At 65.6% G+C, this 15,121-nt stretch carries 10 protein-coding genes; 6 read left to right on the top strand and 4 right to left on the bottom strand.

Annotated elements, in window-relative coordinates; all coding sequences use genetic code 11:
* Positions 1 to 119: 119 nt before the first annotated feature.
* The 3 genes from folD (at position 120) to ACTHJ1_RS12560 (ending at position 3,787) form a co-directional block, all read left to right on the top strand.
* On the top strand, positions 120 to 971 hold the full coding sequence (folD, locus tag ACTHJ1_RS12570; protein ID WP_440192839.1) for a bifunctional methylenetetrahydrofolate dehydrogenase/methenyltetrahydrofolate cyclohydrolase FolD: 852 nt from the start codon (positions 120 to 122) through the stop codon (positions 969 to 971).
* Between the two features lie 316 nt (positions 972 to 1,287).
* Positions 1,288 to 3,429, top strand: coding sequence for a M3 family metallopeptidase (locus ACTHJ1_RS12565; protein ID WP_440192837.1), 2,142 nt, complete (start codon positions 1,288 to 1,290; stop codon positions 3,427 to 3,429).
* A gap of 100 nt (positions 3,430 to 3,529) precedes the next feature.
* Positions 3,530 to 3,787, top strand: coding sequence for a GlsB/YeaQ/YmgE family stress response membrane protein (locus ACTHJ1_RS12560; protein WP_440192835.1), 258 nt, complete (start codon positions 3,530 to 3,532; stop codon positions 3,785 to 3,787).
* A gap of 90 nt (positions 3,788 to 3,877) precedes the next feature.
* Here the strand turns inward: ACTHJ1_RS12560 and ACTHJ1_RS12555 are convergent, their stop codons facing one another.
* From ACTHJ1_RS12555 to ACTHJ1_RS12545, 3 genes are read right to left on the bottom strand one after another with little or no spacing between them, the layout of a single operon-like run.
* Positions 3,878 to 5,371 (bottom strand): efflux transporter outer membrane subunit, encoded by a 1,494-nt coding sequence (locus tag ACTHJ1_RS12555; protein WP_440192846.1) that lies wholly within the window; start codon positions 5,369 to 5,371, stop codon positions 3,878 to 3,880.
* 2 nt (positions 5,372 to 5,373) lie between these two features.
* Positions 5,374 to 8,550 (bottom strand): efflux RND transporter permease subunit, encoded by a 3,177-nt coding sequence (locus ACTHJ1_RS12550; protein WP_440192833.1) that lies wholly within the window; start codon positions 8,548 to 8,550, stop codon positions 5,374 to 5,376.
* A 13-nt stretch (positions 8,551 to 8,563) separates the two neighbouring features.
* On the bottom strand, positions 8,564 to 9,769 hold the full coding sequence (locus ACTHJ1_RS12545; protein ID WP_440192831.1) for an efflux RND transporter periplasmic adaptor subunit: 1,206 nt from the start codon (positions 9,767 to 9,769) through the stop codon (positions 8,564 to 8,566).
* Between the two features lie 224 nt (positions 9,770 to 9,993).
* On the opposite strand from ACTHJ1_RS12545, the gene ACTHJ1_RS12540 reads away from it, so the two are divergent.
* A complete protein-coding gene (locus tag ACTHJ1_RS12540; RefSeq protein WP_440192829.1) occupies positions 9,994 to 10,962 on the top strand; it encodes a LysR family transcriptional regulator in 969 nt (322 codons plus the stop codon).
* A gap of 12 nt (positions 10,963 to 10,974) precedes the next feature.
* Here the strand turns inward: ACTHJ1_RS12540 and ACTHJ1_RS12535 are convergent, their stop codons facing one another.
* Positions 10,975 to 11,706, bottom strand: coding sequence for a pseudouridine synthase (locus ACTHJ1_RS12535; RefSeq protein ID WP_440192844.1), 732 nt, complete (start codon positions 11,704 to 11,706; stop codon positions 10,975 to 10,977).
* A gap of 73 nt (positions 11,707 to 11,779) precedes the next feature.
* On the opposite strand from ACTHJ1_RS12535, the gene ACTHJ1_RS12530 reads away from it, so the two are divergent.
* Positions 11,780 to 12,367, top strand: coding sequence for a chorismate--pyruvate lyase family protein (locus tag ACTHJ1_RS12530; RefSeq protein ID WP_440192827.1), 588 nt, complete (start codon positions 11,780 to 11,782; stop codon positions 12,365 to 12,367).
* 71 nt (positions 12,368 to 12,438) lie between these two features.
* Entirely contained in the window at positions 12,439 to 15,087 is a 2,649-nt protein-coding gene (gene mdeB, locus ACTHJ1_RS12525) for an alpha-ketoglutarate dehydrogenase (protein WP_440192825.1), read from the top strand.
* Positions 15,088 to 15,121: the final 34 nt, after the last annotated feature.

Below are 15,121 nucleotides of genomic sequence, written 5' to 3'. Positions count from 1 at the left end.
CTAAGGCGGCGGCCAAACCCGGCACTTCGAAGCCCCCAGGGCACAGCCGGCGCTCGAAGAACGGACTTAAGAACCAGGTGGATACACAACACAACTCCTCACACAGAGATCGAAAAGCAATGTCCGCACGCATCATCGATGGGAAAGCCCTGTCCGCGAAAATCCGCGAAGAAGTCACCGAGCGCGTCGCAGCCCTCAAGGCCAAGGGCGTCACGCCCGGCCTGGCCGTCGTGCTGGTGGGCGAAGACCCGGCGTCGCAGGTCTACGTCCGCAACAAGGTCGAAGCCTGCCAGAAGGCCGGGCTGCATTCGGTCAAGGAACAGTATCCGGCCGACATGAGCGAGGCCGACCTGCTGGCCCGCATCGCCGCGCTCAATGCCGACCCGGCCATACACGGCATTTTGGTGCAGTTGCCCCTGCCCAAGCACATGGACGCGCACAAGGTCATCGAAGCCATCGCACCCGAGAAAGATGTGGACGGCTTTCACATCAGCAACGCGGGCCTGCTCATGACGGGCCAACCGCTGTTTCGCCCCTGCACGCCCTACGGCGTGATGAAGATGCTGGAGGCCGACGGTGTGGCGCTGCGCGGTGCCGAGGCCGTGGTGGTGGGCGCCAGCAATATCGTGGGCAAGCCCATGGCCATGCTGCTGCTTCAGGCCGGCGCCACGGTGACGATCTGCAATTCCAAGACCCGCGACCTGGGCGCGCAGGCGCGCCGCGCCGACGTGCTGGTGGTTGCCACCGGCAAGCCCGGCATGATCACCGGCGACATGATCAAGCCGGGCGCGGCGGTGATCGACGTGGGCATCAACCGTGGCCCGGACGGCAAGCTTTGCGGCGACGTGGACTTCGCTTCAGCCGTGAAGGTGGCCGGCTCGATCACGCCTGTCCCCGGCGGCGTGGGGCCCATGACCATTGCCATGCTGCTGGTCAACACCGTCGAGGCCGCCGAGCGCGTCGCAGCGTGATGCGATAACCGCCGCGAGGCGATCGCCGGTGCGCGTCGGCACGTCAAGGGCTGAAGCTGCGGGCTCTGTGTCGAAAAGCGGTCAGACCTTCGTCACGCATGCGCGGACCCGATGCCGCGACGGCGCGAAGCGGCCCGGCTGCATCCGGTCGAGCAATTGACCCGTCGTCGGCCCGTCGCGCCAGATCGCGGACATGCCGTGAAACGACTGCGCATCTTGATGCCTGGGGGAGCAGCCCCCATATGATTCATGCCGGGATGGCCGATAATCACGGCTCACTTCCGCATCCTGTCGACCCCGCCCTGCCTTCGCGATCATGACCTCCCCCAATCCCCTGCTTGCCCCCGTTGCCGACCTGGTCGATTACGCCGCCGTCCGCCCCGAACACATCGCGCCCGCCGTGGACGAACTGCTGGACCTGGCCCGCAAGGCAGTGGACCACGCGGCCGACCCAGGCCTGCCAGCAAGCTGGGAAGCCGTGGTCGAACCCCTGGACAGCGCCTCCGAACGGCTGTGGCGCGCCTGGTCGGTGGCCGGTCACTTGAATGCCGTGGTCAATACCCCCGAGCTGCGCGAGGCCTACAACGCGGCTTTGCCCAAGATCACCGAGTTCTCGACCTGGGTAGGCCTGCACGAAGGCCTTTACCGCCAGTACCGGCGCCTGCGCGAGACCCCCGACTACGCCGCATGGCCGGCGGTGCGCCGGCGCGTGGTCGAACTGGCCCTGCGCGATTTTCGCCTGAGCGGCGTCGAGCTGCAGGGCGCCGACCGCGAGCGATATGCCGAGATCTCCGACCGCGAAGCCCAGGTTTCGCAGAAATTCTCCGAGAACACGCTGGACGCCGTCGATGCGTGGTCGCTGCTCGTCGACGACGCAGATCGGCTGAAAGGCTTGCCGGTCGACGTGCTCGACGCGGCGCGCGAAGCCGCTCAGGCCGACGAGAAGGGCCCCCAGACCTCGCCCGACGGCGTACTGCCCCTCGAGCAGACCGGATTTGCCTCGGGGCGACCCGGCGTCAAGCCACCCGGCTACAAACTCACCCTGAAGATGCCCTGCTACATCCCGGTGATGCAGTACGCGCTCGACCCGGCCCTGCGCGAGACGCTATATCGCGCGTACGGCACTATCGCGTCCGAGCTGGGCGATCCGCAATATGACAACTCCCCGCTCATCGAGGAACTGCTGAGCCTGCGCAGCGAAGAGGCGCGGCTGCTGGGCTACGGCGATTTCGCCGAATTGCGCCTGCAGACCCGCATGGCGCGGACTGCAGAAGAAGTCATCAAGTTCCTGCGCGATCTGGCGCATCGCGCCAGGCCCTATGCCGAGCGCGACCTGGCGCAGTTGCGCGACTATGCGGCGCGCGAGCTGGGCATGAACGATCTGCAGCCCTGGGACATCGCCTATGCTTCCGAGCGGCTGCGCGAATCGCGCTACGCCTATTCCGAGGACGAACTCAAGCAGTACTTCACCGAGCCGCGCGTGCTGGCCGGCCTGTTCGAGGTGATCGAATCCGTGTTCGGCGTGCGCCTGCGCGAAACCGCGGTATCGACCTGGCACCCCGACGTGCGCGGCGTGCGAGTCGAGAACCCGTCCGGCGATCTGGTGGGACATTTGTATCTGGACTTGTACGCACGCGCAGGCAAACAGGGCGGCGCCTGGGTCGACGGCGAGCGTAATCGCCGCAAGACCGCCGGCCGGCTGCAGACGCCGGTCGCATACCTGAACTGCAACTACGCCAAGCCCACCGCCGACAAGCCCGCCCTGCTGACCCACGACGATGTCATCACCCTTTTCCACGAGACCGGCCATGCCTTGCATGCCCTGCTCAGCGAGGTGGACGAACCGGGCGCGGCGGCCTTCGCCAGCGTCGAGTGGGACGCCATCGAACTGCCTTCGCAGTTCATGGAGAACTTCTGCTGGGAATGGCCCGTGCTGCAAAAACTTTCGGCGCACGTGGACGACGGTAGATCGTTGCCGCGCGAGCTTTACGACAAGCTCCTGGCCGCGCGCAATTTCCAGAGCGGCATGCAGACCGTGCGCCAGGTGGAGTTCGCGCTGTTCGACATGCTCATGCACGCCCGCAAGCAGGCGCTGACTACCCCTCAGGTGCTGGATCTGCTGCAGCAGGTGCGCAAGGAAGTAGCCGTGCTTTTCCCGCCCGCCTGGCACCGCATGCCGCACAATTTCTCGCACCTGTTCGCGGGCGGCTACGGTGCGGGCTACTACAGCTACAAATGGGCCGAGGTGCTGTCGGCCGACGCCTATGCCGCCTTTGAAGAAGCGGCCCAGACGTCTGCTCAGGGTCCCCTGGACGCCGCGACCGGCCAGCGTTTTCGCAAGGAAATCCTGGCCGTGGGCGGTGCCAGGCCGGCGGCCGAGTCCTTTAGGGCTTTCCGCGGCCGCGAGCCTCGCATCGACGCGTTGCTGCGCCACAGCGGCATGGCCGCCGAGGCGTAATCGTACGCCTACGGGTTGTTACACCTCCAGAAAGGTCCTGCGCGGCGGCTTGGGTATCATCCCTGCACCTCTCTCCCTCTCTGCTTTCAGGAGCACATGCATGCACATCATCATCATGATCGTCGTCGGCTTCATTGTCGGCCTGATCGCGCGCGCCATCATGCCGGGCAACCAAAGCATGGGCATCGTCATGACCACGGTCCTGGGCATCATCGGGTCCGTGGTGGCCAACTATCTGGGCCAGGCCATGCACTGGTACGGTCCCGGCCAGGCTGCCGGCTTCATCGGCTCGGTGGTCGGCGCGATCATCGTGCTGTTCGTGGTGGGCCTGCTGCATCGGGCAATGCGCAGCAACTGAAGCGCCACCGCGGCACACGCACAACAAACGGCCGGTGGAGCGATCCACCGGCCGTTTGTTTCGAGTCCCGGGTGCATAGCCCCGGAAGATTTACGACTTGGGCGTCGCTCCACCCGCCTGCGGCGCCTCGACGACCGACTTCTCGGTCCAGCCGCCGCCCAGCGCCTTGTACAGACTGATCTGGTTGTTCAGGCGCGCCAGGCGCGTGGCAATCAGGCCTTGCTGGGCCGCATAGAGCGAGCGCTGCGAATCGAGCACGCTGAGGTAGCTGTCCACCCCGGCGTCGAACCGCTGCTGCGACAGTTTGTAGGCCAACGCGCTGGCGTCGACCAGCTTGCGCTGCGCGCTGATTTCGTCGTCCAGCGTGCCGCGCCCGGCAAGCGCGTCGGCCACTTCGCGAAAGCCCGTCTGGATGGACTTTTCGTAAGTGGCGATCTGGATATTCTTGCGCACGTGCGACAAGTCCAGATTGGCCAGAAGCGAACCGCCCTGGAAGATGGGCATGCTGATCTTGGGCACCAGGTTCCAGGCTTCCGAGCCCGGCATGAACAGACCCGTCAGACTGTTGCTGGCCGTTCCCGCGAAAGCGGTGAGCGAAATCGTAGGAAAGAACGCCGCACGCGCCGCGCCGATATTGGCGTTGGCCGCAAGCAGCTGATGCTCGGCCGCGCGGATGTCGGGGCGGCGCTCGAGCAGATCGGACGGCAGGCCGGCGGGCAGTTCCAGCGGCATGGCGTCGTCGGGCAACCGGCGCGCCTGACCGAGCTGCGCCGCGATATCGGCCGGCATCGGTTCGCCCAGCAGCAGCACCAGCGCATTGCGGTCTTGCGCCACTTGCCGCAGGTATTGCGACTGGTTGCTCTGCGCCGTGCGCAGCGCGGTCTCTGCCTGGCTCAGGTCGAGGGCGCTGTCCACGCCCTGGTCATAGCTCTGCTTGATCAGATCGTAGGACGTCTGCCGGGCCTTGAATGTCTGGGTCGTCAGGTCCAGCAGTTCCTGGTCGGCGCGCAGCGTGAAGTAGGCCGTGGCCGTCTGGGAGATCAGGCTGAGCTGCGTGGCGATGCGGGTATCGTCCTGCGCAAGATAGTTTTCCAGGGCTGCCTTGGCCAGGCTCTGGACCTGGCCGAAGAGATCGAGCTGCCACGAAATCGCCGGACCCACCTGCCAGTTCTGGCTGGAGTATTCCCTGCCGGATGTCGACAGGCTGGCCGGCACCCGCTGCGCCGTTTCGGTGCCGGTCACTGACGCAGAAGGCATCAGGCCGGCACGCTGAATGCGGTACTGCGCCTGCAATGCCTGAACGTTGAGCACGGCTACGCGCAAGTCGCGGTTATTGTCCAGCGACAGCGCGATCAGACGCCGCAGCAACGGATCGTGGAAGAAGTCGCGCCAGCCCACGTCGGCGGCGGCGCCCTGTACCGGCTTGCCTTGATCCTGAGCCGCGCGCTGGTAGGCCGGGCCGGTCGGGTAGTTCGCCGCCACCGGCGCCGCAGGCCGGTGATAGGTGGGCGCCAGGGTGCAACCGGCCAGCGCGCCGGCCAGGCCCAGGGCCAGGAGCAGATTCGCTTTTCTCATCGGGAACATCATCACGAATGGCCTCCGGGCAGGGTTTGCGTCGAAGACCCCGAAGCGTCGGGCTTGGCGTGCTTATCGACCCTCTCGCTGACGCGCGTGACCTTGAACCACTTGAGCACTGTCACGAAGAACGTAGGCACGAAGAAAATGACCAGGAAGGTGCCCGTCAGCATGCCGCCGATCACCCCGGTGCCGATGGCGTTCTGGCTGCCGGAACCCGCGCCGTTGGACAGCGCCAGCGGCAGCACGCCCAGGATGAAGGCCATGGACGTCATCAGAATGGGCCGCAGGCGCTGCCTGGCCGCGTGAATGGCCGCCTCGGCCAGACAGCCGCCGTTTTCGAAGTGCTCTTTTGCGAACTCCACGATGAGAATGGCGTTCTTGGCGGCCAGGCCCACCGTGGTGAGCAGCCCGACCTGGAAATACACGTCGTTGGACAGGCCTCGCAGCATCGTGGCCAGGAGCGCCCCGACCACGCCCAGCGGCACCACCATCATCACCGCCGTGGGTATGCTCCAGCTCTCGTACAGCGCAGCCAGGCACAGAAACACCACGAGCAGGGAGATGGCGTAAAGCGCCGGAGCCTGCTGCCCCGACGAACGTTCTTCATACGACAGGCCGGTCCATTCGTAACCGATGCCCGTGGGCAGCTTGGCGGCAAGGTGCTCCATCTCGAGCATGGCATCGCCCGAGCTGTAGCCCGGCGCCGGCAGACCCTGGATCTCGAAGGCCGGCACGCCGTCGTAGCGATTGAGCTTTTCCGGGCCGAACTGCCACGTGCCGCTGGCGAAGGCGGAGAAAGGCACCATGCCGCCGCTGGCGTTGCGCACGTACCATTTGTCCAGATCCTGCGGCAGCATGCGGCCGCTGGCATCGCCCATGAGGAAAACCTTCTTGACGCGGCCGCGGTCGATGAAGTCGTTCACATAGGACGAACCCCAGGCGATGGACAGCACGCTGTCCAGGTCGCTTACCGACACGCCCAGAGCCTTGGCTTTTTCGCGGTCGATGTTCAGCTTGTACTGCGCGGCGTCTTCGATGCCGTTTGGCCGCACCGCCATCAGCTTGGGATCGCGCATGGCCTCGGACAGCAGCTGATTGCGCGCGGCCAGCAGGGCCTGGTGGCCTAGGCCGGCCTGATCTTCGAGCATGAAATCGAAGCCCGTGGCGTTGCCCAGCTCCATCACGGCGGGCGGCGCGAAGACGGCGATCTGGGCGTCGCGGATGTTTTTGGCGAAAGCGGCATTGAGTCGCGCCGCGATCGCCCCGGCGTGCATGCTGGCCGCCTTGCGCTCCTTCCAGTCCTTGAGCTTGATGAAGATGATGGCCGCGTTCTGGCCGCGGCCGCCGAAGTTGAAGCCCGTGACCAGGAACGCAGCGTCCACCACGTCCTTCTCCTGGTTGAGCAGGTAATTGAGGGCCTGGTTGGCCGAACTGCGCGTGCGCTCGGTGGTGGCGCCCGGCGGCGCCGACACCTGCGCGAACAAGATGCCCTGGTCTTCGGCGGGCAGGAAAGACGTGGGAATGTGCGCGAACAGATAGACCATGCCCAGTACGATCAGCGCATAGATCAGATACACCCGCTTGACCTTGCCCAGCACGCGCGACACGATGGCCCCGTATCCATTGCTGGCCCGTTCGAAATTGCGGTTGAACCAGCCGAAAAACCCCTTGCGCGGCGCGTGCGACGGCGGATGCAGAATGGTGGCGCACAGCGCCGGCGTGAACACGATGGCCACCAGAACCGACAGCGCCATGGACGACACGATGGTGATGGAAAACTGCCGGTAGATGACGCCGGTGGAGCCGCCGAAAAAAGCCATGGGGATGAACACCGCCGCCAGCACCATCGCAATGCCGACCAGCGCGCCGGTGATCTGCTCCATGGACTTGCGCGTGGCCTGCAGCGGCGTCAGGTGCTCTTCGTGCATGACCCGCTCGACATTTTCCACCACCACGATGGCGTCGTCGACCAGCAGGCCGATCGCCAGCACCATGCCGAACATGGTGAGCGTATTGATGGTGAAGCCGAACGCATTGAGCACGGCGAACGCGCCCAGCAGCACCACCGGCACCGCCAGCGTCGGCACCAGCGTGGCGCGGATGTTCTGCAGGAACAGATACATCACCAGAAACACCAGGATGATGGCCTCGATCAGCGTCTGGACCACATCGTCGATCGACAGCTTCACGAAGGGCGACGTGTCGTAGGGATAAACCACGTCCATGCCCGGCGGGAAGAAGGGCTTGAGTCGGTCGATGGTGTTGTGCACATTCTGGACGGTGTCGAGCGCGTTGGCGCCCGGCGCCAGCTTGATGGCCAGGCCCGCCGCCGGCTGGCCGTCATAGGCCGTGTCGATGCTGTAGACCTGCGCCCCCAGCTCGATGCGCGCCACATCGCGCAGGAGCACCCGTGAACCGTCGGCATTGACCTTGAGCAGGATCTTGCCGAATTGCTCAGGCGTGTTCAGGCGCGAGGGGCCGACCACCGTGGCGGTGAGTTGCTGCCCGGGCAAGGCGGGCTGCTGGCCCAGCTGGCCCGCGGCGATCTGGACGTTCTGCTCCTTGATGGCGTTGGAGACGTCCAGGGCCGTGAGCTTGTAGCCCGCCAGCTTGGTCGGATCGAGCCAGATGCGCATGGCATAGGGTGAGCCGAACAGCTGGAAGTCGCCCACGCCCTGCGTGCGGCTGATCGGATCCTGTACGTACGAAGCCGCATAGTCGGCCAGGTCGGCCCGATCCATGGAACCGTTGCGCGAGATGAAGGCCGCCACGATCAGGAAGTTCTTGGTGGCCTTGGTGACCCGCAGGCCTTGCTGCTGCACTTCCTGCGGCAGCAGCGGCTGCGCCAGCGACAGCTTGTTCTGCACCTGCACCTGCGCGATGTCGGGGTTGGTGCCCTGCGCGAAGGTCAGCGTGATGGTCATGCTGCCGTCGCCGTTGCTCTCGGAGTAGATATATTCGAGGTGATCGAGGCCGCTCATCTGCTGCTCGATCACCTGCACCACCGCGTCCTGCACGGTCTGGGCCGAGGCGCCCGGATAGGTGGCCTGGATGGCGATGGACGGCGGCGCGATGCTGGGATACTGCGCCACCGACATGGTATGGATGGACAGCAGGCCCGCCAGCATCAGCACGATGGCGATGACCCAGGCGAAGACCGGCCGGTCGATGAAAAACTTGGCCATGGTCGGGCTCCCCTTACTTGGCCTGCTGCACGGCTCGGCCCTGGACATGGCCGTCGATCACGACCTGCACGGGAGCGGACGGCTTCCATTCTTGCGGACTGACCACGACGCCCGGATGCACGCGCTGCACGCCTTCGACAATGACCCGGTCGCCGGCCTTCAGGCCGCCAGTCACCAGCCATTGATCGCCGATGGCGCGGTCGGTCTTGATGACGCGCAGCTCGACCTTGTTGTCCGGCGCGAGCATCAGCACGGTAGGATCGCCGCGCTGGTCGCGCGTGACGCCGCGCTGCGGCACCAGCAGGCCCTGTGGCGCCACGCCGTCGCTCAAGGTGGCACGCACGAACATGCCGGGCAGGAGCATGTGCTTGGGGTTGGGGAACAATGCGCGGACGATGACCGAGCCCGTGGTCGGATCGACCGTGACGTCGGAGAACTCCATCTTGCCAGGCAGCGGGTAGGGCGTGCCGTCCTCGAGCACGAGCTTGACCTCGGCCTGCTTGCCGTCGCTGCTCTTGAGTCGGCCGTCGGCCAGGGCCTGTTTCAGACGCAGCAACTGCGTGCTGGACTGGGCCACATCCACATACATGGGGTCGATCTGCTGGACCGTGGCGATGGGGTTGGCCTGGTTGGCGGTGACCAGCGCACCTTCGGTCACTTCCGAGCGGCCGATAATGCCGTCGATGGGCGAAAGCACCTTGGTATAGACCAGGTTGACGTGAGCGGTCTCGACCGCGGCCTTGGCGGCCAGCACGTCGGCGGCGGCCTGCTGGGCGGCGGCCACGGCATCGTCGTAGGCTTGGCGGCTCACGGCATGGCTCTGCACCAGGGGCTTGTAGCGCTCGGCCAGCGCGGCGGCCGAGCGCTGCGTCGCGGTGGCCTTGGCCAGGGCGGCGCGGCTGCTGTCGTATTGGGCCTGATAGAGCGCGGGATCGATCTGATAAAGCTGCTGGTTGGCCTTGACCTCGCCGCCCTCGGTGAACAGCCGCTTCTGCACGATGCCATTTACCTGGGGCCGCACCTGCGCCTCGCGGTAGGCCGACGTGCGGCCCGGCAGCTCGGTGGTGAGATTGACCGCCTGCGGCTTGAGCGTGACCACCCAGACTTCGGGCTTGGCGGAAGCGGCGGCGGCGCCCTGCTTCTTGCCGCAAGCCGTCAGGCCCGAGGCCAGGCATAGCGCCAGCACTGCCGTGCGCAGGATCGGATTCGATTTCTTCATACTCGAGCTTTTCCAGATGGATCGGTATGCGAGGTCGCCGGCGCAGGACAAAGCCGCCCCCGGAACGCCTCGCAACGGCGTGCCATGTCCCCGCCTTTCGCAGGGAGTGTTGCAACGCAAAAGGGACTATTCTGCGACATCTCGATACGGAAACATAGAGATAAAAACGAAAACATTATTCCGTAAATGGGATAATTTGCTTCTCTTTCAAGTTCCGTGCTGCCATGCATCATTTACACGGCATACATCTGTTCGTCGAAGTCGCCAAAACCCGAAACTTCGGACGGGCCGCGGAGACGCTCGGCGTTCCCAAATCCACTCTGTCGCGACAGATCGCCGAACTCGAGCGAGCCGTGGGCGTGCGCCTGCTCAACCGGACCACCCGCAAGGTGGAGCTGACCGATGCAGGGCATCTCTATTTCGAGCGCTGCCAGCGCATCATCGATGCCGCCCAGGTCGCTCACGAAGAATTGCAGACACTGGCCGAGACGCCTTCAGGGCTGCTGCGCGTGAACATGCCCTCCGATTTCGGCACGGGTTTTCTCACCGAAGTCTTCACCGCCTTCTCGGAGCGCTACCCCGAGGTTTCTTTCTACCTGGACCAGGCCAGCCCCGAACACGCCAGCCGCGTCTTTCATCGCTGCGACATCGCCGTCGAAATCGGCGAGCGCCCGGGCTCAACCCATATCGCCCGGCAACTCGGCGCGTTGTATGGCTATTTATATGCTTCTCCCGCCTACTTGTCCCGGCACGGCGAACCTCGACACCCAGAGGACCTGACCGGCCATCAGTGCCTGACCTACCGCGCCGAGAACGGCCGCGCCTGGCGTTGGCCGCTGAGCCGGGGCGATGCCTTGATGGAAATCACGCCGCACAGCCGGTTCTCGATCAACAGCATGACGATGATGCACGGCCTGATTCTGCAAGGAGCAGGCATCGGCGTCCTGGCACGCGTCAACAGCGTTCAGGCCGATCTGGCCTCGGGGCGCCTGCTGCGCATATTGCCCGAATGGCACGCCGGCCCGTATCCGGTCTATGCCGTGACAGAGAGTCGACTGCTGCCGGCCAAGACACGGATTTTCATCGAGTTTTTGATGGAACGCCTGAACGGCGGCAGCGCGGCCCCCGGCGAATTCGCGTCCAGACCAGCGTCTTCCCTGCCCTTGCCGGGCGCGGAAGATGAAATTATCTGAAATAGGTGGCGTTCAGAATCTTTCGTCGTCGCGCAGATAGCGCCACTGGCCTGCAGGCAGGTCGCCGAGGGCGACCCGACCGATACGCACGCGCTTGAGGCCCACCACCCTCAGCCCGACCAGTTCGCACATGCGGCGGATCTGCCGCTTCTTGCCCTCGCGCAGCACAAAGCGCAACTGGTCGGCGTTCTGCCATTGCACCTGTGCAGGCCGCAAGGCCTTGCCGTCCAGCGACAGGCCGTGGTTGAGCAGGGCCAGGCCGCCTTCGCTCAAGCGGCCCTGGACGCGCACCAGGTATTCCTTGTCGACGTCGGAATCCTCGCCGATGAGATGGCGGGCGATGCGCCCGTCCTGAGTCAGGACCAGCAGCCCCTGCGAATCGATGTCCAGCCGGCCGGCCACGGCCAGCCCCTGCAGATGCGAGCGCTCGAAGCGGCGCGGCAGGCGATCGCCGGCATAGCGCGAGCGCGCGTCGACGAGCGCCACGGCCGGGGTATAGCCTTTTTCGGCCTGGCCGGAAACATAGCCCACGGGCTTGTTGAGCAGAATGGTGACGCGTGCGGTCTGGCGCGCCTGGGCGGCGCGTTCCAGGGTGATTTCCTGGTCGGGATACGCCTTGGCCCCCAATTCGGCGACCACCCTACCGTCCACCTTGACCCAGCCGCGCTCGATATAGGCGTCGGCTTCGCGGCGAGAGCACAGGCCGCGCTCGGACATCAGCTTTGAGATGCGCACTTTTTCCATGCGCGGCATTTTACGGCGTGTGGGAGCGGGGGCCGGCCATCCGGGGCCGGCCCCTGAGCCATAATACGCAGCCATGACGTACCGCTCCCAGCCTCCCGTCAGCCCACTGGGCTGGCGTTCCGTGCCGCCCCCGTCGCTGCCTGTCGCGCACAAGACCTGGCTGTTGCGCCCCGGCGCGCTGACCGCCGGCTTGCGCGCCCTGGGCAGGATGGATCTGCGGGTGCTGGCCGAATACGCCTCGGGCGCGCCGGCCGACGAGGCCCACGGCATGCGGCTCGCGCCGGGCGCGCCGGTCTGGGTGCGCGAGATCGCGATGGCTGTCGATGGCCGCGACGCCGTGGTGGCGCGCAGCCTCACGCCCCTGCCCGCCTCGCACGGCGTCTGGCAGAACATGCGGCGCCTGCGAACACGGCCGCTGGCCGACATGCTCTATCACGACCGAACCATACGGCGCTCGCCCTTCGCCTGCGCGCTGCTGGCGCCCCCCTTGGCGCTATACCGTACGGTGCTGGGCGTGGACGCGGATTGCGCGCGCGCGGCGCTATGGGCGCGCCGCTCGGTGTTCTGGCGCCATGGCCTGCCGCTGCTGGTGGCCGAATGTTTCGTGCCGGGTTTCTGGCGGGATATCCTAAGGCCGGTACGTGGCCACGTAGAGCACTGACGCCTCCCGATTCCCGGCTTTCCGCTTTTGATGCATTTCTGAACCGATACTCAGATCCAGGTCATTCCATCATGAACGCGCCCGAGCAGTTTCTTTCGAATACGAACGCATTCGGCCTTGCCGACCCCGACCCGCAAGAAACCGCCGAGTGGCGCGAAGCCCTGCTTGCGCTGCTGGCCAGCGCCGGCCCCGAGCGGGTCCGGCACATGCTCGATGCCCTGCAGCAGCTCTCACAGCAGCGCAACGTAGGCTGGAAAGCGCGCGCCTCGACGCCCTACGTCAATACCATCCCGGTGCGCGAACAGCCGGCGTTTCCCGGCGACCTGGACATGGAAGAGCGCCTGGGCGCCATCATCCGCTGGAATGCCTTGACGATGGTGGTGCGGGCCAATTCGGCCTACGGCGAACTGGGCGGGCACATCGCCAGCTACGCCAGCGCCGCCGACCTGTTCGAAGTCGGTTTCAACCACTTCTTTCACGCGCGAGATGCACGGCACGGCGGCGACCTGGTCTTCTTCCAGCCGCACAGCTCGCCGGGCGTCTACGCCCGCGCCTTTCTCGAAGGCCGCCTGAGCGAGCACGACCTGCGGCATTACCGACAGGAGATCACGGCCGCAGCGCAAGGCGCGCGCGGCCTGTCGAGCTATCCGCATCCCTATCTGATGCCGGATTTCTGGCAGTTTCCCACGGGTTCCATGGGCATAGGTCCGATCAGCTCGATCTATCACGCCCGCTTCATGCGCTACCTGACGCACCGCAATCTGCTCGATTGCGGCGGACGCAAGGTCTGGGGCGTGTTCGGCGACGGCGAGATGGATGAACCCGAATCGATGAGCGCCCTGACCCTGGCGGCGCGCGAAAAGCTCGACAACCTGATCTGGGTGGTCAACTGCAACCTGCAGCGCCTGGACGGTCCGGTGCGCGGCAACGGCCGCATCATCGACGAACTGGAATTGCTCTTCTCCGGCGCGGGCTGGAACGTCATCAAGCTGGTGTGGGGCTCCGACTGGGACAGCCTTTTCGCCCAGGACGAGGACGGCTCGCTCATCAAGGCGCTGGCCGCGACGGTGGACGGGCAGATGCAGACGTTCGCGGCCAAGGACGGACGCTTCAATCGCGAACGCTTCTTCGGCCAGAACGAACAGCTTGCGCGGTTGGTGCAGAACATGGGCGACGAGCAGATCGACCGGCTCAAGCGCGGGGGTCACGATCTGGTCAAGATCTATGCCGCGTACGCGGCCGCGGCCAGCCACCGAGGCCAGCCCACCGTGATCCTGGCTCATACCAAAAAGGGCTACGGCATGGGCACGGCCGGCCAGGGCCGCATGACCACGCACTCGCAAAAAAAGTTCGAGGCGTCGGATCTGCTGGGCTTTCGCGACCGCTTCAACCTGCCGCTCAACGACGAGCAGGCCACCTCGCTCGAGTTCATCAAGCCCGATGAGAACAGCCCCGAGATCACCTACCTGAAAGCCCGCCGCGAAGCGCTCGGCGGCTTCATGCCGCGGCGCGAGACCACCGCGGCGGCGGTGCCCACGCCGCCGCTCGACACGTATGCGCAATTCGCGGTCCAAGCCGGCGGCAAGCCCATGAGCACCACCATGGCCTTCGTCAGAATATTGGGCGCCCTGCTCAAGGACGCGGCACTCGGGCCGCGCATCGTGCCCATCGTCGCCGACGAGGCCCGCACCTTCGGCATGGCCAATCTGTTCAAGCAGGCCGGCATCTACTCCAGCGTGGGCCAGCGCTATTCGCCCGAAGACATCGACTCGATTCTCAGCTATCGCGAGGCCATGGACGGGCAGATCCTCGAGGAAGGCATCAGCGAAGCGGGCGCCATCGCCAGCTGGACGGCAGCGGCGACCAGCTACAGCGTGCACGGCCTGGCCATGCTGCCCTTCTACATCTACTACTCGATGTTCGGCTTCCAGCGCGTGGGAGACCAGATCTGGGCGGCCGCCGACCAACGCCCGCGCGGCTTTCTGCTCGGCGCCACGTCGGGACGCACCACGTTGGGCGGCGAAGGCCTGCAGCACCAGGACGGCACCAGCCATCTCGTCGCCGCCACCATCCCCAATTGCAAGTCCTACGATCCGGCCTTTGCCGGCGAGATGGCGGTGATCGTCGACGCCGGCATACGCGAGATGATGGTGGAACAGAAGGACGTGTTCTATTACATCACCCTGATGAACGAGAACTACGCGCAGCCCGATATCGCCCAAGACCAGTACGGCCAAATTCTGAAGGGCTGCTATTGCTTGCGGCGCTTCCCCGCGCAGGCGAGCGCGGCCCAAGTGGTGTTGATGGGATCGGGCGCCATCCTCACCGAGGTGCTCAAAGCGGCAGAGCAGCTGCACGCGCAGGGCGTCGGCGTCGACGTATACAGCGTGACGAGCTGGAGCGAACTGGCGCGCGATGGGGCGGCGTGCGAAGCGGCGGCGCTCGAGGGCAAACCGGGCGACGCGACGCCGATGCCGTTCCTGCGGCAACAGTTGGGTTCTTTTGCCGGGCCCGTGATTGCAGCCAGCGATTATGTGCGGGCCGTGCCGGAGACGGTGCGGGCGTATCTGCCTGCAGGGGCCCGTTATCTGACGCTGGGCACCGACGGGTTCGGGCGCAGCGATACGCGGGCGATGCTGCGGGAGTTCTTCGGCGTCGACGCCAGCAGCATTGCCAGGGCAGCTCGGCGGATGCTGGACGGCGAGGTTTGCGGGCGCTGAGTTTTTTGAACGCTCGCGGCTAAAAGCGCGAGCG

Source organism: Bordetella sp. (assembly GCF_051960075.1).
GTDB lineage: Bacteria > Pseudomonadota > Gammaproteobacteria > Burkholderiales > Burkholderiaceae_B > Bordetella.
This window is presented reverse-complemented; position numbering and strand designations above follow the sequence as displayed.